This window comes from Rhodoferax aquaticus, from assembly GCF_006974105.1.
Classification (GTDB): domain Bacteria; phylum Pseudomonadota; class Gammaproteobacteria; order Burkholderiales; family Burkholderiaceae_C; genus Allorhodoferax; species Allorhodoferax aquaticus_A.
Map to the genome: position 1 here is coordinate 306,954 of NZ_CP036282.1, position 17,357 is coordinate 324,310.

The following is a 17,357-nucleotide window of genomic DNA, read 5'->3' on the forward strand; positions in this document are numbered from 1 at the left end:
AGTACGGCCACCTGCACGACGCTCAGGCGGCCGTGGTTGTCATGGTGGTAATCATGTGTGTGCCTATCGACGCTTTGCTTGCGCGCACCACTTCCTTCGCAGCCGTAGCAGCGGGGGTGGGGAGCCAATAGGAGTTACACAACATGGGAATAAGCATAGCACGGCCTTAGCCGCACGAGCTTGCAGGCAAGCCTTAGGCCTTGCGCTTGGCGCTCTCGCTGGCGGCCTTGTGGGCGCGGCCCAGTACCTCGCGCGCACCCGCCAAAGACTGCAGTCGCTCGCTCAAATAGCTCGACACGCGCAGGTTTTGGCTGATCACCGCATTGAAGCGTATGTGGGCGTCGTAGTCTCGGGTGGCGGAAAACGTGGTGCCTCGCACCAGCAAGATTTTGTTGCGGTAAGCGTCTTGCACCAGCAGCTCTAGGTCAGTGCCAGCGGGCACCTTGCCCCATAAAAACAAACCGCCCTCGCCGGGGTGGTCTAGCACAATGCCTGCCTCAGTGAGGAGCCGCGCGCTTACTTGGCGTGCCGCCATCAGTTTGGTGTTGAGCCGGTCTAAGTGCTTGCGCCAGCGCCCTGCGCTCAACACCTCCAGCATCACATACTCGTTGAGCGCTGGGGTGGTGAGGATGGAGTAAATCTTTTCGCGCATGAGCAGCTTGAGCAGCGAGTGGTCTGCGGCCATGTAGCCCATGCGCAAAGCGGGACTCAGCGCCTTGCAAAAGCTGGAGTAGTAAATTACCCGGTCCAGGCCCGACAAGCTGGCCACGCGCGTGGCGTGGCCTGAGTGGAAGTGGCCGTGCACATCGTCTTCTGCAATCAAAAAACCGTGTTGCTGGGCCATGACCAGCACCTTGTGCAAATTGGCGGCACTGCTGCCCCAGCCAGTGGGGTTGTGCAGCACGGTTTGGATGAACAGCAGTCGCGGGCGGTGCTCGCGGCAGGCAGTTTCTAGTTGCTCCAAGTCCATGCCATCGGGGCGGCGGGTGATGGGGATGATGCGAATGCCGTCTTTGCGTAGGCGCTCAAACATCAAGAAGTAGCCTGGGTCTTCCACCAGCACGGTGTCGCCGGGCTGCAAAAAAGCCCGGCAGATCAGGTCAATGGCGTGGGTGCTGCCAAAGGTGGTGAGAATGCGCCCCGCATCTACGGCAATACCCTGGCCACGCAACAACATGGCAATGCGTTCACGCAAGTCCGGCAGGCCTTGCGGCGGGCAGCGCGAGGCCATGCCCGCTGTCGCCCGCGCCAAGCCGCGGTGCACCACTGCGGCGGGTACACCATCTTCGAGCCAAGAGGGTGGCAGCGCCCCGCTGCTGGCCAACAAGAGGCCCGTGGGTTGGTCGTTGGCCTGCTGCGCGAGCCACACGCCGTCTTGTTCTTCACCCGCTTCGAGTGCGGAGGCGTCAGGCAAACTGGTGTTGCGGGTTTCACGCACGTAGTAGCCCGCCGTGCCGCGCGATTCGATCAGGCCCAGCGCCATCAAGCGGTCATAGGCCGTGACCACGGTGTTGGGGCTCACCGCCAGTTGCGCCGCCAACTGGCGTATGGACATGAGCCGCGCAGTGGCTGGCAGCTGGCCGCCCGCAATCAGCTCGCGCAGGCGCAGCTCAATCTGGTCGGCCAGCGCGGTGGGGGCGTTGCGGTCTAGCGAAAACATGGGCCAAGGTTAGCGCAGAAAGCTCACCGCGAGAACCACCAGCATGGCACCCATGGTCAGGTTGAAAACGCGTTGTTTGATGGGGTCGGTCAGCAGCTGGCGAATGGCCACACCAAACAAGGCCCACATAGACGCACTGGGCAAGCCAATGAGGCTGCCAATCACTGTGACCAGCAACGCACCCATGGGCAGGCTCATACCAATCGGCATGAACACCGAGGCCAGGGTGACAGACTTCACCCAAGTTTTGGGGTTCACGCCTTGAAACAGCGCCGCTTGCCAGAAGGTGAGCGGCTTGCTCTCACGGGCAGCCCCCATGGAGCTGCCGCTGAGTTTCCAAGCTAAGTACAGCAGGTACACCGCGCCGGTAATGCGCAGTATTTGGTGCAACACAGGGTAGGCCACAAACACGCTGCCCAAGCCCATGCAGGTGATAAAGGTTTGAATGGCCACGCCCGTGTTTTGCCCCAAAATTTGCGGCAGTGCGCCTAGGTAGCCAAACTTGGCGCCAGAGGTGGCCAGCATCACGTTGTTGGGCCCCGGGGTGCTAGACATGACAAAGCAATAGGTCATCAAGGGCAGTAAATCGGTCAACACGGGCGCTCTCCAGCAGTTAGGCCTTTGACTGTAGGTGCCTACCCCGCGTGTGCCAAGGCACAGACTGTGTGTGCCGTGCATGCGCTGTATCAGTGGATGCAACCATACAGTGCAAGCCTCTGGCCTAAGCCCCATGCGCGCGCTGGGCGACAATCACCCCCTGCGCCGCACGGCATGTGCCACCGTGGCCCCTAACTTTGTAAAGCACTCCATGACCCAAGACACCACCCCAGAACCAGCAAGCCCTCAAGCGGAGCTGTGCGAGTCCTGCGCCGGCGTGCAACAAAACTGGCGCCGCGCCAAAGGCCACCCCGAACTCATGCAAGGCACCCACCGCACCGTGCAACACAAGCACGGCGCTGTCACCATCACCAAATACCGCTGCGAACGCTGCGGCACGATTTGGGAATACGAGAACAACAAAGTCAACCGCCATGCGGGGTGGTCGGTGATTGGGTGAGGGGCAGTTGTGCCATCGACTGCCAGCACCCGTTAGTGCTTGTGGGGTATTCGTCCCAGTACAGAACTGCCCAAGCATGACTGCGTGATCAAGATGAACTCCTTGAGAACGCCATGCACTCGCAGGTTCGATAGAGCAATGCTTAGCCGCGATAGTCGTCTCATGGCATTGGGTAGCGTAAAGCGGTAGCATTTGCAGCATTTGTTTTCGCTCCACAAGTAGTAGTTCAACACTTAAACCCTTAAATCCCACAAATCATGCTTAACCACCTATTCGTCTATGGCACTTTGGCGCCCGGTAGGCCCAACGAACATGTGCTTGCCGACATTCCCGGAACGTGGGAGTCCGGCACAGTGAGGGGCACACTGTTGCAAGAAGGATGGGGTGCAAAGGTAGGCTATCCAGGGATAGTCTTAGACCACAACGGTGGGGAAGTTCAGGGTTTCCTTTTCAGTTCCGACAAGCTGGCTGCGCATTTGCCACGTTTGGATGCATTTGAAGGAAGTGGCTACGAGCGCGTAGAGACTAAGGTACATCTGGATCGAGGATTGGTCGATGCCTACATCTATGTCTTAAGCCAGTCATCTGCCCAAACCTAAAGGCTCTCTTTGCAAGGGCAGCCTTGCGAAATTTCAGTGTTTTGAAGGGAACTTGGTTTTCAGTGCAAATCAACAGCCCGAGCGCTTAGTGCGACTGAATCCTTAGCTAGCCCCAATCCCGACACATAGTTGGCCCCATGGGTTTGAATTTCCTGTCCGTGTCAATCACTGGTTGCGGCGGGCATACCACTCAATAACGAACACATTGGGGACCCAGCACAGCCAACCCAGCCACGCATAAAAGGTTTCAAACGGGATGCCCATGGCCGCAAAAGTGCCGAGGTAAATGCGCAGAGTGACCGCTGCAAACGTCAGCGCAAAGTTGCGCAACATCCATTGCCGGTGCGCCTGGATATTGCCATTGCGGATCGCGCGGTAGGCGGCATAGCCACTAAACAGCCACAACACGGCAAGCATGGCAAAGCCGAGCTGATTGACTGCGCCACCAAATGCAAAGCTTGCGACATACAAACCGGCTACACCACCCGGTAGTACTCCCGCTAGCAGGTAGAGGCGTCCGCTCCAGCGATGCAGCGCGGGCTGGCGCGCGCGCAGGCCCGGCATGAACTGCCATGGACCCAGCAGCATGGCCAGCGCAGAGCAAAAGATATGCGTGAGGATGGCCATGCGATGGGCTTCAAAACTCAGCTTCATCTGCGGGTGCACCAAATTCCCCAACGGAACCAAGCTGTAGGCCACCAAGGCATAGCCCGCCACACCCACACTCAATGCCGCAAGCGGCCACTGCAGCTTATGAAGTTTCCATGTAGCCATGTGGTCTCGCAGTTTCTCAATGTTGTCAATGTGACGCTTCAGACCGCCACCGCAGGGTGCGGCAGCAGCAGCCCAACTGGAGAATGTTGCTGCGTAATGAGACCGAGGTCAAGCAGCGCACGGCGCTCCACCACGTCCAGCGGTGTGTGCGGCCGGTTGCGCTGGTAACGCATTGCAGTGTGGGCCGTCCACATGGCGGCAAGCCAGCCGCCCCCACGCGTCACAGCCCAAGGTTTATCCTTGGCTGCCGAGTCTGCTTTGCCGCGATTGCAGTCATACAACTGGCGCTCGCATTTGTAAAAATTGGCCTGTCCGTGGCTAGAATCGCTCGAAAAAAGCCTGCGGGGTTTTTCGATGTTTTGATAACTGTATAAATTTCAGGCAAAACCTCCGCAAGCAAGACTGCAAGCCATCTTTAGGAGTTTTTCATGTCCAACTTATGGAGCAGCGGCCAGCTTATAGAGCAAGTTTTGCTCTGGACATTACGTTAAGCCTCATATGCGCTTTCACGGCTTTACGCTTTCTGATGTAGAAATCACTGTTGGTGAAACAGGCTACGACTTGCACAACAACTTCAATTTCAGTGGTCTGGCGTATGACGTCGCCAATCAGACTTTGATCTTGCGGTGGCAACGGTGCATTGGTGACTGGGTGCCCGTTAATACGCCCCACAATCTTGAAATACAAATGCGAGGCGTAAGCCACTTGTCTGCGAAATCCCGGGACTTGAAGAAACCATTTACTGAAGATGATTGCTTAGGTACCGTGTTGGTCGTGGCTGCGGACAAAACTTCAGAAGAGAGCTACGGAGCAATCGAACGAGTGGACGAAGACATGCACGTCATATTTGAGTTTATGTCGGGCTTCGCAGTTCGAGTACAAGCCGAGGAGGCAACTTGCGTCGTGGCCTGAGGTTTAACATGTTGATCGATTGGACCGCCACCGGTGGCCAGCGCTGCATCCATTCTTCGACATTGGCCACACCGATGTCGCCCAATCATCGCCAACGTTAGCCGTCACAACCCACCATATGCGCCGCATCCGTCCGACAACCGTCTTCTCTCTGCTAGGTATCGTTCTTACGACGGCCAGCGTCGTTGCATCGATCGCTCAATACAAGGCCGCGGATCTTCAAGCGCAAGCTGCAGTCATTAGCCTAGCTCCACAGATTGAGGTGCAGTCACCGCTTCTAAAGGAAGATCCTGATGGCAGCAAGTTCACTGACCGCCACATAGTCGTCTCGTCAGACGGCGGACCTGTCAAGAACTTCGACTCGGAGTCGATTACGTGGCTTGAAATCGGGCGATATGGAGAGCCAGTATTCCAACAGCCACTTAACGGGTACTTTCATTCGACTTTCAACACTGGACGACAGAAGGGCGAGCTTGCAACGCTCGTCGGTCACAGGAATCATCAGAAGTTCCTATCGCTGAGCGAGACAGCCAGGAATTTTTTCCCCGATGGACTTGGAGTCGAAGGACCGAAGTCAATACTGTCGATCTCGTACCGAGACGTCTTTGGCAAGAATCAACGCGAGTTCTTCTTTGTCTCGCACGGTACGGCTATTCTTTTGAGTGTTGAAGACGGCGCAAAGCGATGGCAGGAATTGCGTGACCTACCTTCCAAGGTGCGGCCGATTGACCTCGACCAGATGGGCGACGCATCCAAAGTCAAGGCCTGGGTCGACTACATAGGACCTCAACTTCCGCCGTCCCGCAAGTGACGGCTAACCCTTCGCTGGAGCCGACCCGCTCCGGCAAGGCCCACTGGCCGCCCAGGCCGCAGTAGCATGTTGGCCTCGTCGGCCAGTGGGCCTCGCCTCCACGGTCGGCTCAGCTCAAACGTTAAACGGCCATGACACCTGTCTTGCGTACCCGACCGAAAATCGGCGATGTCATTGAAATCACAGTGGGTTCCGGGTTAGCTTACGCTCAATACACGCACAAGCATGCGGCATACGGCGCGCTGCTTCGCGTGCTACCTCAAGTGTTCACGAAGAGACCGGATGACTTCTCATGGGTCAGCGTTGCGGCGCCGCAGTTTTTGACTTTCTTTCCGTTAGGTGCTGCGTGTAGCAGAGGGATAGTCCAAATAGTGGGAGCGCAACCCTTGTCACCCGAGGCGAGCGTGTTTCCGCTGTTTCGCTCCAGCGCTGGTATAGGAAATGAAAAGAGGCTGTGGTGGCTCTGGGATGGAAGCAAGGAATGGCGCATCGGAGACTTGCAGCCCGGAATGGAAACGCTTCCTCTCAGAGGTGTCATCAACGACACTCTTTTGGTGAAACGAATCACGGAGGGCTGGCGCCATGAAATGGTCGTTTAACGGGGCGCCCAAGTCGGACGCCTGCGGCGCCTCTTGGCTCCAACGTTAGACAGCAGTCCACATGAGCAATATCGAAGATCCTCTAATCGGTGAATTACGAATCTTTCTGGGCTCGTACGCTGAGCACGATCCAGACTGCCCTGCCGTTGATGCCGTTGGTTCCGCTGTTCTTGACCCAGCGAACTGCATTTGTGGTCTGACCCAAAGACAGGAAGAACTCATCACGAAACTCAAGGTTCGGCTTGCACATTCCGGAGGTGTCTCTTGAGATTCAGGCCACCATGCTGTCTAACCTTGTGCTGCAGCCGACTGCCTTCGGCGTCGGTTGAGCGTGAACGTTAAACATCACATGAGCGTCGTCTATTTCGGCACAAAGACCGAGTACGTAAAGATCACGCTGCCGGGCTCTTACTGCGAGCAGGGCTGGGCTCAAGCCGAGGTTGAAATTGCGGTTCATTGTTTCAATGCGAGTATTCGCCCTTTGCTTGATGTAGAGGACATGGTCCCCTTCACCACTCAACTTCGAACGCTATATGAAACGTTGAAGGGCGAGGCAACGCTATCTCCGCGAGACGAACAATTCACTTTGAAGTTTGTGGGTACTGCGGGCGGTCATATTGAGGTGCGCGGCGTTGCATGGTCTGAGGCAACCTTTGGAAACAAGTTATTGTTCGATCTCGGCTTAGATCAAACTTTCTTGCCTGCGCCCTTGCGTGTTCTTGAAGCCTTGTTACCCTCGGAGAAGCATGATGTTTAACATTTCGGCCAACGCGGACCCACAACATCAGGAGGCGGCTCCGCCGCAAATGTTGCGGCCCAGTTGCCTCCAACGTTAGGCCTCACCAAAAGCATGCGTATTCCGACAGCGTCAGCACTACTACTAGCGGCAACCTCAGCGTCCGCAGCTGACCTTGGATTGACCACGCATTTTGTATTCGACCAAAAGGCCGAAAGTCAGTCTGTCCAGGCAGAGTGGTCCATCGAACTGAATGAACGACTTCCAGAAATCGTCAAACTTTGGGAGTCGATTGGTCCTGCACTCGTCGAAGCCGTAGCGGCCACGACCAAGAAGCCTTTCTCCGCGCCCGAGACAGTCCATCTGACTCTTACGGACCAGCCTTCCAACTCATTCTTCGGGGTCACGGTGAACATGCGCTACGCACTGCGCAGCTTCACGGCCAAGCCTGTACCGATGCGATACAAGATCGACACAGTCTTCCACGAGGCATTGCACGGGTTCGTCTCGCGGAACACTCCCAAGATGTCGCCGCTACTTGCCCAGCACTCATCTCAACCCATTTGCGTCCGAAATCACTTGCACCTGCTGGCACTCCAAAAGGCGTCGCTGCTGCACACCAAAGACCCTGCGGCGCTTGAGCAGGTCGTCGCTCTTGACAGCCAGTTGCCTTCAGGCTGCTACAAACGTGCGTGGTCGCTCCTGAATGCCACGCCGAGCACATACCTACAATACATTGAGGAGCTATCGCAGTGAGGCCTAACCCGGCGTTCGAGCCGACTCGCAACGGCTGGTCACTCCAGGCCCGCATTTCATTCTGGGCCTTCCGTGCCCAGCCGCCGCTCGCGGCTCAACTTCGACGTTAATGGGTGAAGTCGTAGCGTTTCAATGACCGTCTTCTGGAAATCTGACCGACCGCTTGCAGCCCATTGCTGTCGTCCGTTTTAGGTGTGACGCGCATACAAGCGGTGTTTCGTCGCCCTTGATTTTTTGCTAAATCGTTGTAATCCGCGTGCCTAATCCACCCCCCGTCAGCAAGCCATACGCCATCCACCCAGCGACCACTGCATAGGCAATGCGTGGTGCCCATGCGGCAACGTTGGACCAATACTGGGCCAAGCGTTCCGCCTCAGCATTGATATGCCGAAACAGCATCGCTGGCAGCGTGCCGCTGGCTTCGCCGGTGGCGATGAATTCGAGTACGTCTGCATGGCCCAAGTACATGGGGTCTGCAATCTTCTGCACCAGTGCCTGTGACAGTGGTGCACCGCGTTGCATGGTGGGTTGGAGTTGGGCATACGCCTTACTGCTACTTGCGTTTTCGTTGCTGACAACGGCAGTGGGCAGTGCTTCACGTTGGCTCGCGTAGCGCACTATTTGCTCAGTATCTCTGACACCCTCGCTTGCAAGTTAGGGACTACGTCTGCAACAAACCAAGGGTTTGCTTTGAGCCAGATGTTGTTGCGTGGGCTAGGGTGCGGCAGTGGCAACACGCCTGGCCCGAAGCTGCGCCAGTTGCGCACGGTATCTGTGAGCGTTGCGCCTGCGCATTGCGGCAGGTGCCAATCGAGTGCGTACTGGCCAATCACCAACACCAGCGCAATGCGCGGCATGGCGGCTAGCAAGGGCGCGCGCCATAGGGGGGCGCATTCTTTGCGCGGTGGCAGATCGCCAGATTTACCGGTTCCAGGGTAACAAAACCCCATAGGCAGGATAGCAACTTGTGTAGCGTCGTAAAACACGTCTGGCCCAATCCCCATCCAGCTACGAAGCCGCTCGCCGCTCGCATCGTCAAACGGTACGCCACTGGCGTGTACTTTGCGCCCAGGGGCCTGCCCAGCTATCAAAATACGGGCGCCACTATCCACTTGGAGTACGGGTCGCACACCGTCTGCCAGGTGTTCAGCGCATTGGGTACAGGCGCGCACGTCGCGCAGCAGGGTGGCAAGTGGTGGAGGTGTCATCATGGGTGCATCTTTGCATAAAGTACCGCGCGCTCCATGTGCTGGTGTACCCGCGTTGCGTCACTGGTTGATGGGTTCTGATCCTTGTGGCTCACTCTACGCGGAGCGCGTTTGCAATATGCTCGTTAAAGGCACGTACCTTGGCCGAGTGTTTGCGCGCTGCTGGGCTAACCAAATGAATCGGAATAGGCGGCACTTGCCATTGCGGCATCAGTACCACCACCTCACCCGATGCCAGCAAGTCGGCAAAGGTCCAGTCCGGCATGTAGCCAATGCCCGCCCCGGCCAGTAGCGATGCGCGCAGGACTTCAGAGCTATTGGTTTGCATGGGGCCGTGTACCCGCACTGCTACGGACGACCCGTCCGCGGTGCTGAACTCCCAGTTGTTCCGTGTGCGCAGGCCGGTGTAAATGAGGCAGTCGTGGCTCAAAAGGTCTTGCGGTACACGGGGCAGGGGTTTGCTCTTGCCAAGCTTCTTGATGTATTTTTTTCCGACTACGAGCAAGCGTTGGGAGGTTGCCACCCGACGGGCAATGAGTGTGCTGTCTGCCAGTGCCCCCAAACGCACGGCTACGTCGACACCTTGTTCCACCAGATCCACATAGCCGTCATCGAGCTTGAAGTCCAGTTGCACGTCTGGGTTCAATTGCATGAAAGATTGCACATGCGGCAGCAGTACGCGCAAACCGTAACCAACCGCAGTGGCCACACGCAGCGGGCCTGACAGGGTGCGTTCGCCTTGGCGTAAGTGCGCCTCCGCCTCGCTGATTTCGCCCACCAAGCGCCGGGTTTCTTCGAAGTACCGTAGCCCTTCGTCTGTGAGGCTGAGCGAACGGGTGGACCGCGCCAGCAGGCGCACCCCAAGGTATTTTTCAAGCGCTGCAACTTGCTTGCTCACCGCACTTTGCGTGGTGGATTGCTCGCGCGCCACGGCCGAAAAGCTGCCGGTCTCCACGACCCGGACAAAGGTCTGCATGGTTTGTAGGCGGTCCACAGATGGCTCCTATTAATTCCTGAGTGGAATGGATGTTAGTCATTTTTTCAGGCTACCGCTGATTTGGGAACAAGAAGACACTTCAGTCCATCAACAACCCGTCTCGAAAGGACACCCCATGAAAACCGTAGCTGTTCCCACCTATGAATCAGTTTCTCCCGCCAACCAGGCGCTCTTTGACAACCTGAAGAAAGGCCTTGGGTTTGTGCCCAACCTGTACGCGACCATTGCGCATTCAGACACCGCGCTGACTACCTACTTGACTTTGCAGAATGCCAAGAGCTCGCTGTCCGCAAAGGCCCGCGAAGTGGTGAACTTGGCCGTGAGTGAAGTCAACCAGTGCGCCTACTGCCTCGCAGCCCACAGCATGCTGGGCAAGATGGTGGGTTTTACCGAAGAACAAGTGCTGCAGGTTCGTGCAGGCACAGCACCCTTCGACGCGCGCTTAGATGCACTGGCCCGTCTGGTGCGCAACGTGGCACAAACCCGTGGCCATGCTGACAACGCTGTGGTCCAAGCGTTCTTTGCTGCAGGTTGGAGCGAGGGCAACCTGGTTGATGTGATGGTGGTGATTGGCGACAAAACCATCAGCAACTACTTGCACAGCACCACAAAAATCCCAGTGGATTTCCCAGCAGCCGTGGCGCTGGCTGACGTTCGCGAGCTCGCAACAGCATGAGCACCGACCGCCGCCTGTTGCAGGGCATTGCCGTGGGGCTTGCGGCGGCCAGTATTGGCGCGCTCTACACCGTGTTTGCGCGCTGGGGCATTGGCCACGGCATGCGCGCAGTCGATATGACCTTCTTGCGCTTCTCGATTGCGGGTGCACTCACATTGCCCGTTTTGGTGCGAGTCGTGCGCGCGGACTCCGCAGCGTTTTTTGCCCAATGGCGGGCATGGCTTGCCGTGTCCGTATTGGCAGGGCCGCTTTTTGGCCTCTTGATGTTCACTGCCTTGCAGTGGGCCCCGGCCAGCCACGCCGCGGTGTTTCCATTCACGGCGATGAGCGTGATGGGCACGCTGATGTCGGTGTGGTTCTTGAAAGACCGGCTGACCTTGCGCAAGCTCAGTGGAATCGCCATCGTCATCATGGGCTTGGTCATTCTTTCCGGGCTCGAACTCTCCAGCCTAGTGGGTAAAGCCCTGTGGGGAGACGCATTGTTCATAGCGGCAGGTACTTTGTGGGCGGGCTTTGGCATCGTCATGCGCAAGAACGGCCTCAACCCTCTGACAAGCACCGCAGTCATTTCATTTTCGGCATTGATCACTTATGTGCCTTTGTACGTCGGCATCGTGGGTGTGGATCGGCTGCTGGCAACGGCCACCGCCGTTGTGGTGACCGAAGCGCTGATCCAGGGTGTGATTGCCGGCGTCGGCACGCTGTACACCTATTCCAAAATGGTGTCACTCTTGGGGCCCGCGCGTGCTGCCGTGTTTCCTGCGTTAGCACCTGGCATTGCAGCGCTGCTTGCATGGCCAGTGCTCGACCACACGCCCTCTGGCTTGGAGTTGCTAGGCCTTGCGGTGTCGATTGCTGGCTTGGTATGGACCGTGACTGGCTCCCCTGCAAAGGCCACCCCCTTGCCTGTTAATCCCAACCATCTTTCCCAACGGAGCTATTCATGACACTACTGAAAACCCAACTTTCGGACTATCAAGCCGGATTCAAACAGCGCGCTGCGCCAGAGCGGGTGGCGATGATGGAAAGCGCTACGGCCCAGCTCCAGGCCAGTGGCATTGAGCACACCGCACTCGGCATGGCGGAAAGCCTCCCAAGCGTTGAACTGTTGTCTGCAACAGGAAGCCCTGTCCAACTCAAAGCGCTTCACGCTGGCAAGCGCACTGTGGTCGTTTTCTACCGGGGCGGTTGGTGTCCGTACTGCAACTTGACCCTGCGAGAGTGGCAACGCTTGTTGCCCGAGCTTGCGGCCGTACACACGCAGCTCATTGCCATATCGCCACAACTGCCTGATGCGTCTTTGAGCACGAAAGAGAAAAATGCCTTGGCGTACCCAGTGTTGAGCGACTCATCACTCGCTGCTGCACACGCTTTTGGTATTGCCTTCACATTGCCACCAGACCTAGCGCAGATGTACGCCAGCGTTGGCAATGACCTGCCAAGTCTCAACGGAAATGGGCAGTGGGTGTTACCCGTGCCTGCTACCTTTGTTTTTGATACCGAGGGCGAAGTGATTTATCGGCATGTGGAGGCCGACTACCGCCAACGTGCGGAGCCCGTAGACATACTGCAGCTGCTCAGATCGTTGGCTTAGGAAAGCTATGACGTCAAACCAAGCGTCCTAAGTCATGTCCAACGCCAACTTTTTGGTGTGGGCGCAATGGAGGACCCAAGGATTGGCGCAAGCCCATACGGATTGCAAGGAGTTGTGCGATGAGAGATACACGGTGTTGGGCTTTGCGTGCGCGGGCGGCAGTGGGTTGCGCGTTGCTTCAAGTTGTACTGTTTGGCTTTGCGTCCCAAGCCACAGAGTTAAGTACCTCGGCGCGGGACTCCGAGCCATTCTTTGTGGTGAAGGACGGAGTGGCTTCTGGTGTCTGTCCCGACTTGTATGCCGCGCTGGAGCGCGTTGATCCCTCTCTGCAAATTCGAGGTGCTAACAAAGTGCTTTCGCTGTCGCTCAACGAGCAGGCCTTAGCGCTTGGTACCGACGCCATCAACTGTGGGTTTGGCCAGAGTCCACACCGCGATGGCATCGTGCGATACGCCCAGAAGATCACGACCAGCCACATGGTGGTTGCCGTGCGCGCTGATGACCCCATCGAGCAATTGCGCGATTTGCAGCAGCTCAAAACTCTGTCTCTGGAACATCCGGTGATCGTGCGGCGCGGCACGGTCTTCGCCGACAGGTTGAAGCAGCTAGGCGTTGTGGTGGATGACAGCAGTACGGACAATGCCGCAAATCTGCGCAAGTTGGTGTTCAAGCGTGGGCGCTTTTACTACAACATCGACTACCTGATGGCTGCGCAAATGCGGGACCCCATGGTTAGCGAAAAACTACGGGTGCTGCCCACTTCCCTGGAACCTCAGCCTCTCTTTATTGTGGTGTCGAAAAAGCTGGACCCTGGCGTGGATGCGCGCATCACCGCAGCGTTCAAGGTATTAAAGGCCAACGGTGAGTTGTCCGCCATATTCAAAAAATACGGTATCGCTCAGGACTTGTAACGATGGGAAGGGACCCGCCGATGTAGGCATTGCAGGCGGGGCAGACTGAGTAAACCTCTACCCATTTCAGTACAGCTTACTCACATCTTGCACCCGCAATGCGTCCCCCGTCAGCAAGCCATACGCCATCCACCCCGCAACCAATGCATAGGCAATGCGTGGTGCCCATGCGGCAACGTTGGACCAATACAGGGCCAAGCGTTCTGCCTCAGCGTTGACATGCCGAAACAGCATCTCTGGCAGCGTGCCGCTGGCTTCGCCGGTGGCGATGAATTCGAGTACGTCTGCATGGCCCAAGTACATGGGGGCTGCAATCCTCTGCACCAGTGCCTGTGACAGTGGCGCACCGCGTTGCATGGTGGGTTTGAGTTGGGCATAGGCCTTGCGAATGCGTGCGTTCTCAATGCTGGCAACGGCGGTGGGCAGGGCTTCGAACATGGCAACGCCCGCCTCTAGCAGCAGGGCCAAGCTTTCAAAGAAGTAGAGCGCGTTTTGTCTAGCAATGACTTTGCCAACTAAAGGTAGCTTCAAGGGCCAGGCGCTCGCGCTCGCCGACGCTTTGGCCTGCTTGAACACATAGAAAAGGCCCGCAAGTGCAAGCAGGGGTTTGAGCACGTGTAGCAGATAGGCCCCCGCAGTCAGGGTGCCCGCCACAAGCTGTGGTGCTGGCCCAATGAGCAAGGCGAGGATTAGCATCGCTGCGGGCAAGACCATGCCAGAGCGCACTTTGCCTTCGTTGATGGCGCGCTGCCCACAGGTCTGCGCCAAGCGCTGGTACACGTGCAAGGGGCTGCCTGCCGCCAGCGCTGCGCGCACCAAGCTGGCTTCCAAGGGCGTGAATAGGCCTGCTTTTTGCGCCGCAACTGCAGGGCTGGCGCCGCGTGCAATGGCGTTGGACACCGCCTGCATGTGGGCCTGTGGCACCTTGGGCAGTTGGATGAGGGCCCATGCGCGGTCTGCTGGCAGCCCTGCTTTTTCCATGGCCGCAAGTTGGGCAAACAGGCTGGACCGAACTTGGCTGGACAGTGGCGATGGCATGCGCGGTTTAGTTGATGTCGTGCTGAACCTGTCGCTTCGGCCGCACTTGCCTAAACGTCACGTTGATGCGCTTGCGGCCCACGCGCGCGTGGTGGCCATCGGCCAGCGGCAGCACGCCATGAAAAGCCAGCCGCGAGGGGCCGCCCCAGACTACTACGTCGCCATGCACCAAGCGCAGCCTCTGCGTGGGGCCGTTGCGCTGGGTGGTGCCAAACTGGAAGATGGCAGGCAAGCCCAGAGACACCGAGACGATGGGCGCGCGCAGGTCTTTTTCGTCTTTGTCTTGGTGCAGCGAGAGCCGCGCGCCGGGCACGTATTCGTTGATCAAGCAGGCATCGGGTTGAAAGCCGCTGTAGCCCGCCTGTGTAGCGGCCGCTTGTGCCAATTCCATAAACACCGGTGGCATGGCGGGCCAGGGTTGTCCGCTGCGCGGGTCGAGCGCGCCATAGCGGTAGCCCTGCGCGTCCGACACCCAGCCCAGCGGCCCACAGCAGGTGCTGGCGACCGACATGGTGTAGCCCCCGGGCGTGACCAAGTGCTGCAGTGGCGACTGGCTGAGCACGGTGTCCACGGCGTGTAGCAGAGCATCGTCCCACGCACGCGCTAGACCCGGCAAGAGCACCGCACCCGGCGCAATGGTTTGCGGCGCGGTGTCTTGCAGCGGCAGGTCGTCAAACAGGTCCATGGTGTGCGCGCTAGCGGCTAAAACTGATCGCGCCCTTGCACCTGCGCCAGCACCCGCAGGTCAGGGCCCACTTGCTCAATGCTCGTGAATTGCAGCGCGGTGGCACCGCTGAGTTCGGTTAGCGGCCCAAAGTCGGCCATGCCGCTGCCCTGGCCCATGAGCAGCGGGGCGAGGTAGACCAAAAATTCGTCCACCAGCCCTTCACGCACCAGCGAGCCGTTGAGCTTGTGGCCCGCTTCTACATGCACTTCGTTGATCTCGCGCTGGCCCAGGTCGCGCAGCAGGGCGGCCAGGTCGACCTTGCCGGTGGGCGTGCCGTCGGCATGGTGGCCGGGGCAGTAGATAACGGTGGCGCCTGCGGCTTCCAATGCCCTTTGTTTCTCGGCATTTTGGGCTGCAGCGTAGATATAGACTGCGCGACCAGCTATAAAAAGAGAAGCATTGGGGGGCGTCTGCAAGCCACTGTCTACCACCACTACATGGGGCTGTCGTGGGGTGGGCACCAAGCGCACATCGAGCCGGGGCTGGTCTTGCAGCACCGTGCCTATGCCTGTGAGCACAGCACTGGCGCGCGCGCGCCACGCATGGCCGTCTGCCCGCGCGGCAGGGGAGGTAATCCACTGGCTCACGCCGTTGGGCAAGGCGGTTTTTCCGTCTAAGGACGCGGCCACTTTCATGCGCACCCAGGGGGTTTTGCGCACCATGCGGCTGAAAAAGCCGATGTTGAGTGCGCGGGCCGCCAGGGCCTGTGGGTCGGTGGGCGCTAGCACTTCAACTTCTACCCCGGCTGCACGCAGGCGGGCGAAGCCTTGGCCAGCCACCAAGGGGTTGGGGTCGGCCATGGCGGCCACCACTTTGCCAATGCCCGCAGCCACCAGTGCGTCGCAGCACGGGCCTGTGCGGCCGTGGTGGGAACAAGGTTCTAGCGTGACATAAGCCGTGGCTCCAACTACGGAGTGGCCCCGCGCGGCGGCGTCGCGCAAGGCCATGACCTCGCCATGGGGGCCGCCTGCTTGTTGGGTATGGCCCTGGCCAAGTACGGTGCCGTCCGCGGTGGCAATGATGCAGCCCACCGAGGGGTTGGGTGGGCTCAAGGTGCGCCCTTGCGCGGCCAGTTGTAATGCGTCTTCAATCACGGTGGGGTGTCTCGTTGCAGGGGGAGCAGTAGTTTGTAGGGGCTTGGCGTAGAAGTCTAGCGGCTCACGGTGCAGCGCAGGTCACAATCACCTACTGTTCTAACCTAAAGCCCTTGCATGAAAGCTCCCCCCAGACTCCAAGCCTTGATCGAAGAAGGCCTTATCGACACGGTGGTGCGCCAGCTCATGAGTGGCAAAGAGGCCATGGTGTTCGTGGTGCGCTGTGGCGATGAGACCCGCTGCGCCAAGATTTACAAAGAAGCCACCAACCGCAGCTTTCGCCAAGCGGTGGACTACACCGAAAACCGCAAGGTCAAAAGCTCGCGCTCCGCCCGTGCCATGGCCAAGGGCAGCCGCTTTGGCCGCCAAGAGCAAGAGGCCGCGTGGCAAAGTGCTGAGGTGGATGCGCTGTACCGCTTGGCCGCTGCAGGCGTGCGGGTGCCCACGCCCTACAACTTTCACGAAGGTGTGCTGCTCATGGAGCTGGTGACCGATGCTGAGGGGGATGCCGCGCCACGTTTGAACGATGTAGCCTTCACCCCCGAGCAAGCCTTGGCCCACCATGCCACGCTGATTGGGGAGGTGGTGCGCATGCTGTGCGCCGGGGTGGTACATGGCGACTTGTCTGAGTTCAATATTCTGTTGGCGCATACGCCGGGTGTGGATGGGCAAGAGGGTGTAGACGGCCCAGTCATCATTGACCTGCCACAGGCGGTGGATGCTGCAGGCAACAACCACGCCCAACGCATGCTGCTGCGCGATGTGGCCAACCTGCGTGACTTCTTTGGCCAATTTGCCCCCGCCTTGCGCCAGACGGACTACGGCCCAGAAATTTGGAGCCTGTACCAAGCGGGCTTGCTCAGCAATGAGACGGTGCTGACCGGCCAATTCCAACGCCAAAATGCCGACGTGGACATGCAAGCGGTGCTGCGCGAGATTGACGACGCCTGTGCGGAGGATGCCGCACGCAGGTTGCGCATGGCGGGGGGCGTGTAGCCCCGGCGATCCTCTTTTTGTGCTCAGCGAGTAACAGTGGGTAATTCAGGGGGGCTGCGCATGCTTGCGATGCGCATTTGCAGGTAGGCTCAGCACCATCTTTCACGCTCCGCCCCGGGTGTTCAGGCCTTTAGGGCGTTTGCGGCCATTCATTTTGATCACTATGCGACTCCTTTCTACTTCCCATGGCACACGCAAGTCCGTTTTGAGTG

At 58.5% G+C, this 17,357-nt stretch carries 22 protein-coding genes; 12 read left to right on the forward strand and 10 right to left on the reverse strand.

The features are described 5' to 3' along the window. Nucleotides 1-193 precede the first annotated feature (193 nt). Together EXZ61_RS01430 and EXZ61_RS01435 are read right to left on the reverse strand one after the other, a co-directional pair. The gene (locus EXZ61_RS01430; RefSeq protein ID WP_142808392.1) at nucleotides 194-1,660 is read right to left on the reverse strand and encodes an aminotransferase-like domain-containing protein; all 1,467 of its coding nucleotides are present in this window, start codon (nucleotides 1,658-1,660) and stop codon (nucleotides 194-196) included. Between the two features lie 9 nt (nucleotides 1,661-1,669). Then, nucleotides 1,670-2,257, reverse strand: a complete 588-nt coding sequence (locus tag EXZ61_RS01435; protein ID WP_237219052.1) for a LysE family translocator — start codon at nucleotides 2,255-2,257, stop codon at nucleotides 1,670-1,672. A 109-nt stretch (nucleotides 2,258-2,366) separates the two neighbouring features. On the opposite strand from EXZ61_RS01435, the gene EXZ61_RS01440 reads away from it, so the two are divergent. Together EXZ61_RS01440 and EXZ61_RS01445 are read left to right on the forward strand one after the other, a co-directional pair. After that, on the forward strand, nucleotides 2,367-2,717 hold the full coding sequence (locus tag EXZ61_RS01440) for a hypothetical protein (RefSeq protein WP_342590562.1): 351 nt from the start codon (nucleotides 2,367-2,369) through the stop codon (nucleotides 2,715-2,717). Nucleotides 2,718-2,974: 257 nt separating this feature from the next. Further along, nucleotides 2,975-3,316 (forward strand): gamma-glutamylcyclotransferase family protein, encoded by a 342-nt coding sequence (locus EXZ61_RS01445; RefSeq protein WP_142808393.1) that lies wholly within the window; start codon nucleotides 2,975-2,977, stop codon nucleotides 3,314-3,316. Between the two features lie 165 nt (nucleotides 3,317-3,481). On the opposite strand, the gene EXZ61_RS01450 is transcribed toward EXZ61_RS01445, so the two are convergent. Then, a complete protein-coding gene (locus tag EXZ61_RS01450; RefSeq protein ID WP_142808394.1) occupies nucleotides 3,482-4,090 on the reverse strand; it encodes a DUF2306 domain-containing protein in 609 nt (202 codons plus the stop codon). A gap of 38 nt (nucleotides 4,091-4,128) precedes the next feature. Next, nucleotides 4,129-4,371, reverse strand: coding sequence for a hypothetical protein (locus EXZ61_RS01455; protein ID WP_142808395.1), 243 nt, complete (start codon nucleotides 4,369-4,371; stop codon nucleotides 4,129-4,131). 217 nt (nucleotides 4,372-4,588) lie between these two features. Between EXZ61_RS01455 and EXZ61_RS01460 the strand changes: the two genes are divergently transcribed. The 5 genes from EXZ61_RS01460 (at nucleotide 4,589) to EXZ61_RS01480 (ending at nucleotide 7,904) form a co-directional block, all read left to right on the forward strand. Next, nucleotides 4,589-5,002: a hypothetical protein gene (locus EXZ61_RS01460; RefSeq protein WP_142808396.1), complete on the forward strand. Its 414-nt coding sequence runs from the start codon at nucleotides 4,589-4,591 to the stop codon at nucleotides 5,000-5,002. A gap of 118 nt (nucleotides 5,003-5,120) precedes the next feature. Beyond that, nucleotides 5,121-5,813 (forward strand): hypothetical protein, encoded by a 693-nt coding sequence (locus EXZ61_RS01465; RefSeq protein ID WP_142808397.1) that lies wholly within the window; start codon nucleotides 5,121-5,123, stop codon nucleotides 5,811-5,813. A gap of 131 nt (nucleotides 5,814-5,944) precedes the next feature. Further along, the gene (locus EXZ61_RS01470; protein ID WP_142808398.1) at nucleotides 5,945-6,412 is read left to right on the forward strand and encodes a hypothetical protein; all 468 of its coding nucleotides are present in this window, start codon (nucleotides 5,945-5,947) and stop codon (nucleotides 6,410-6,412) included. A gap of 349 nt (nucleotides 6,413-6,761) precedes the next feature. Next, a complete protein-coding gene (locus EXZ61_RS01475) occupies nucleotides 6,762-7,169 on the forward strand; it encodes a WapI family immunity protein (RefSeq protein ID WP_142808399.1) in 408 nt (135 codons plus the stop codon). 159 nt (nucleotides 7,170-7,328) lie between these two features. Continuing rightward, nucleotides 7,329-7,904 (forward strand): hypothetical protein, encoded by a 576-nt coding sequence (locus tag EXZ61_RS01480; RefSeq protein ID WP_142808400.1) that lies wholly within the window; start codon nucleotides 7,329-7,331, stop codon nucleotides 7,902-7,904. Between the two features lie 237 nt (nucleotides 7,905-8,141). On the opposite strand, the gene EXZ61_RS01485 is transcribed toward EXZ61_RS01480, so the two are convergent. From EXZ61_RS01485 to EXZ61_RS01495, 3 genes are all read right to left on the reverse strand, one after another. Beyond that, nucleotides 8,142-8,522: a hypothetical protein gene (locus tag EXZ61_RS01485; RefSeq protein WP_142808401.1), complete on the reverse strand. Its 381-nt coding sequence runs from the start codon at nucleotides 8,520-8,522 to the stop codon at nucleotides 8,142-8,144. After that, a complete protein-coding gene (locus EXZ61_RS01490; RefSeq protein ID WP_201799104.1) occupies nucleotides 8,522-9,115 on the reverse strand; it encodes a uracil-DNA glycosylase family protein in 594 nt (197 codons plus the stop codon). The genes EXZ61_RS01485 and EXZ61_RS01490 overlap by 1 nt, the downstream gene beginning before the upstream one ends. A gap of 88 nt (nucleotides 9,116-9,203) precedes the next feature. Beyond that, nucleotides 9,204-10,106 (reverse strand): LysR family transcriptional regulator, encoded by a 903-nt coding sequence (locus tag EXZ61_RS01495; RefSeq protein ID WP_142808402.1) that lies wholly within the window; start codon nucleotides 10,104-10,106, stop codon nucleotides 9,204-9,206. A 118-nt stretch (nucleotides 10,107-10,224) separates the two neighbouring features. Between EXZ61_RS01495 and EXZ61_RS01500 the strand changes: the two genes are divergently transcribed. The 4 genes from EXZ61_RS01500 (at nucleotide 10,225) to EXZ61_RS01515 (ending at nucleotide 13,290) form a co-directional block, all read left to right on the forward strand. After that, complete coding sequence (locus tag EXZ61_RS01500) at nucleotides 10,225-10,785, forward strand: carboxymuconolactone decarboxylase family protein (RefSeq protein ID WP_142808403.1); 561 nt, start codon at nucleotides 10,225-10,227, stop codon at nucleotides 10,783-10,785. Next, entirely contained in the window at nucleotides 10,782-11,732 is a 951-nt protein-coding gene (locus tag EXZ61_RS01505) for a DMT family transporter (RefSeq protein ID WP_142808404.1), read from the forward strand. Before EXZ61_RS01500 ends, EXZ61_RS01505 begins: the two co-directional genes overlap by 4 nt. Then, a complete protein-coding gene (locus EXZ61_RS01510; protein ID WP_142808405.1) occupies nucleotides 11,729-12,379 on the forward strand; it encodes a peroxiredoxin-like family protein in 651 nt (216 codons plus the stop codon). Before EXZ61_RS01505 ends, EXZ61_RS01510 begins: the two co-directional genes overlap by 4 nt. Before the next feature lie 119 nt (nucleotides 12,380-12,498). Further along, nucleotides 12,499-13,290, forward strand: coding sequence for a substrate-binding periplasmic protein (locus EXZ61_RS01515; protein WP_142808406.1), 792 nt, complete (start codon nucleotides 12,499-12,501; stop codon nucleotides 13,288-13,290). Between the two features lie 66 nt (nucleotides 13,291-13,356). Here the strand turns inward: EXZ61_RS01515 and EXZ61_RS01520 are convergent, their stop codons facing one another. From EXZ61_RS01520 to ribD, 3 genes are read right to left on the reverse strand one after another with little or no spacing between them, the layout of a single operon-like run. Continuing rightward, a complete protein-coding gene (locus tag EXZ61_RS01520; protein WP_142808407.1) occupies nucleotides 13,357-14,328 on the reverse strand; it encodes a type II secretion system F family protein in 972 nt (323 codons plus the stop codon). Between the two features lie 7 nt (nucleotides 14,329-14,335). After that, complete coding sequence (gene alkB / locus EXZ61_RS01525) at nucleotides 14,336-15,013, reverse strand: DNA oxidative demethylase AlkB (RefSeq protein WP_142808408.1); 678 nt, start codon at nucleotides 15,011-15,013, stop codon at nucleotides 14,336-14,338. Nucleotides 15,014-15,030: 17 nt separating this feature from the next. Continuing rightward, nucleotides 15,031-16,149: a bifunctional diaminohydroxyphosphoribosylaminopyrimidine deaminase/5-amino-6-(5-phosphoribosylamino)uracil reductase RibD gene (gene ribD, locus EXZ61_RS01530; RefSeq protein ID WP_142808409.1), complete on the reverse strand. Its 1,119-nt coding sequence runs from the start codon at nucleotides 16,147-16,149 to the stop codon at nucleotides 15,031-15,033. Between the two features lie 117 nt (nucleotides 16,150-16,266). Here ribD and EXZ61_RS01535 point away from each other — a divergent pair, with 117 nt between their 5' ends. Next, the gene (locus EXZ61_RS01535) at nucleotides 16,267-17,145 is read left to right on the forward strand and encodes a PA4780 family RIO1-like protein kinase (RefSeq protein WP_142808410.1); all 879 of its coding nucleotides are present in this window, start codon (nucleotides 16,267-16,269) and stop codon (nucleotides 17,143-17,145) included. The last annotated feature ends 212 nt before the right edge of the window (nucleotides 17,146-17,357 follow it).

What these genes read in the sequence shown, in the direction of transcription:
- alkB (WP_142808408.1), bottom strand. Translation starts at nt 15,013, where the DNA reads ATGGACCTGTTTGACGACCTGCCGCTGCAAGACACCGCGCCGCAAACC.
- EXZ61_RS01490 (WP_201799104.1), bottom strand. Translation starts at nt 9,115, where the DNA reads ATGATGACACCTCCACCACTTGCCACCCTGCTGCGCGACGTGCGCGCC.
- EXZ61_RS01500 (WP_142808403.1), top strand. Translation starts at nt 10,225, where the DNA reads ATGAAAACCGTAGCTGTTCCCACCTATGAATCAGTTTCTCCCGCCAAC.
- EXZ61_RS01475 (WP_142808399.1), top strand. Translation starts at nt 6,762, where the DNA reads ATGAGCGTCGTCTATTTCGGCACAAAGACCGAGTACGTAAAGATCACG.
- EXZ61_RS01515 (WP_142808406.1), top strand. Translation starts at nt 12,499, where the DNA reads ATGAGAGATACACGGTGTTGGGCTTTGCGTGCGCGGGCGGCAGTGGGT.
- EXZ61_RS01510 (WP_142808405.1), top strand. Translation starts at nt 11,729, where the DNA reads ATGACACTACTGAAAACCCAACTTTCGGACTATCAAGCCGGATTCAAA.
- EXZ61_RS01535 (WP_142808410.1), top strand. Translation starts at nt 16,267, where the DNA reads ATGAAAGCTCCCCCCAGACTCCAAGCCTTGATCGAAGAAGGCCTTATC.
- EXZ61_RS01470 (WP_142808398.1), top strand. Translation starts at nt 5,945, where the DNA reads ATGACACCTGTCTTGCGTACCCGACCGAAAATCGGCGATGTCATTGAA.
- EXZ61_RS01450 (WP_142808394.1), bottom strand. Translation starts at nt 4,090, where the DNA reads ATGGCTACATGGAAACTTCATAAGCTGCAGTGGCCGCTTGCGGCATTG.
- EXZ61_RS01430 (WP_142808392.1), bottom strand. Translation starts at nt 1,660, where the DNA reads ATGTTTTCGCTAGACCGCAACGCCCCCACCGCGCTGGCCGACCAGATT.
- EXZ61_RS01465 (WP_142808397.1), top strand. Translation starts at nt 5,121, where the DNA reads ATGCGCCGCATCCGTCCGACAACCGTCTTCTCTCTGCTAGGTATCGTT.
- EXZ61_RS01460 (WP_142808396.1), top strand. Translation starts at nt 4,589, where the DNA reads ATGCGCTTTCACGGCTTTACGCTTTCTGATGTAGAAATCACTGTTGGT.
- EXZ61_RS01445 (WP_142808393.1), top strand. Translation starts at nt 2,975, where the DNA reads ATGCTTAACCACCTATTCGTCTATGGCACTTTGGCGCCCGGTAGGCCC.
- EXZ61_RS01520 (WP_142808407.1), bottom strand. Translation starts at nt 14,328, where the DNA reads ATGCCATCGCCACTGTCCAGCCAAGTTCGGTCCAGCCTGTTTGCCCAA.
- EXZ61_RS01505 (WP_142808404.1), top strand. Translation starts at nt 10,782, where the DNA reads ATGAGCACCGACCGCCGCCTGTTGCAGGGCATTGCCGTGGGGCTTGCG.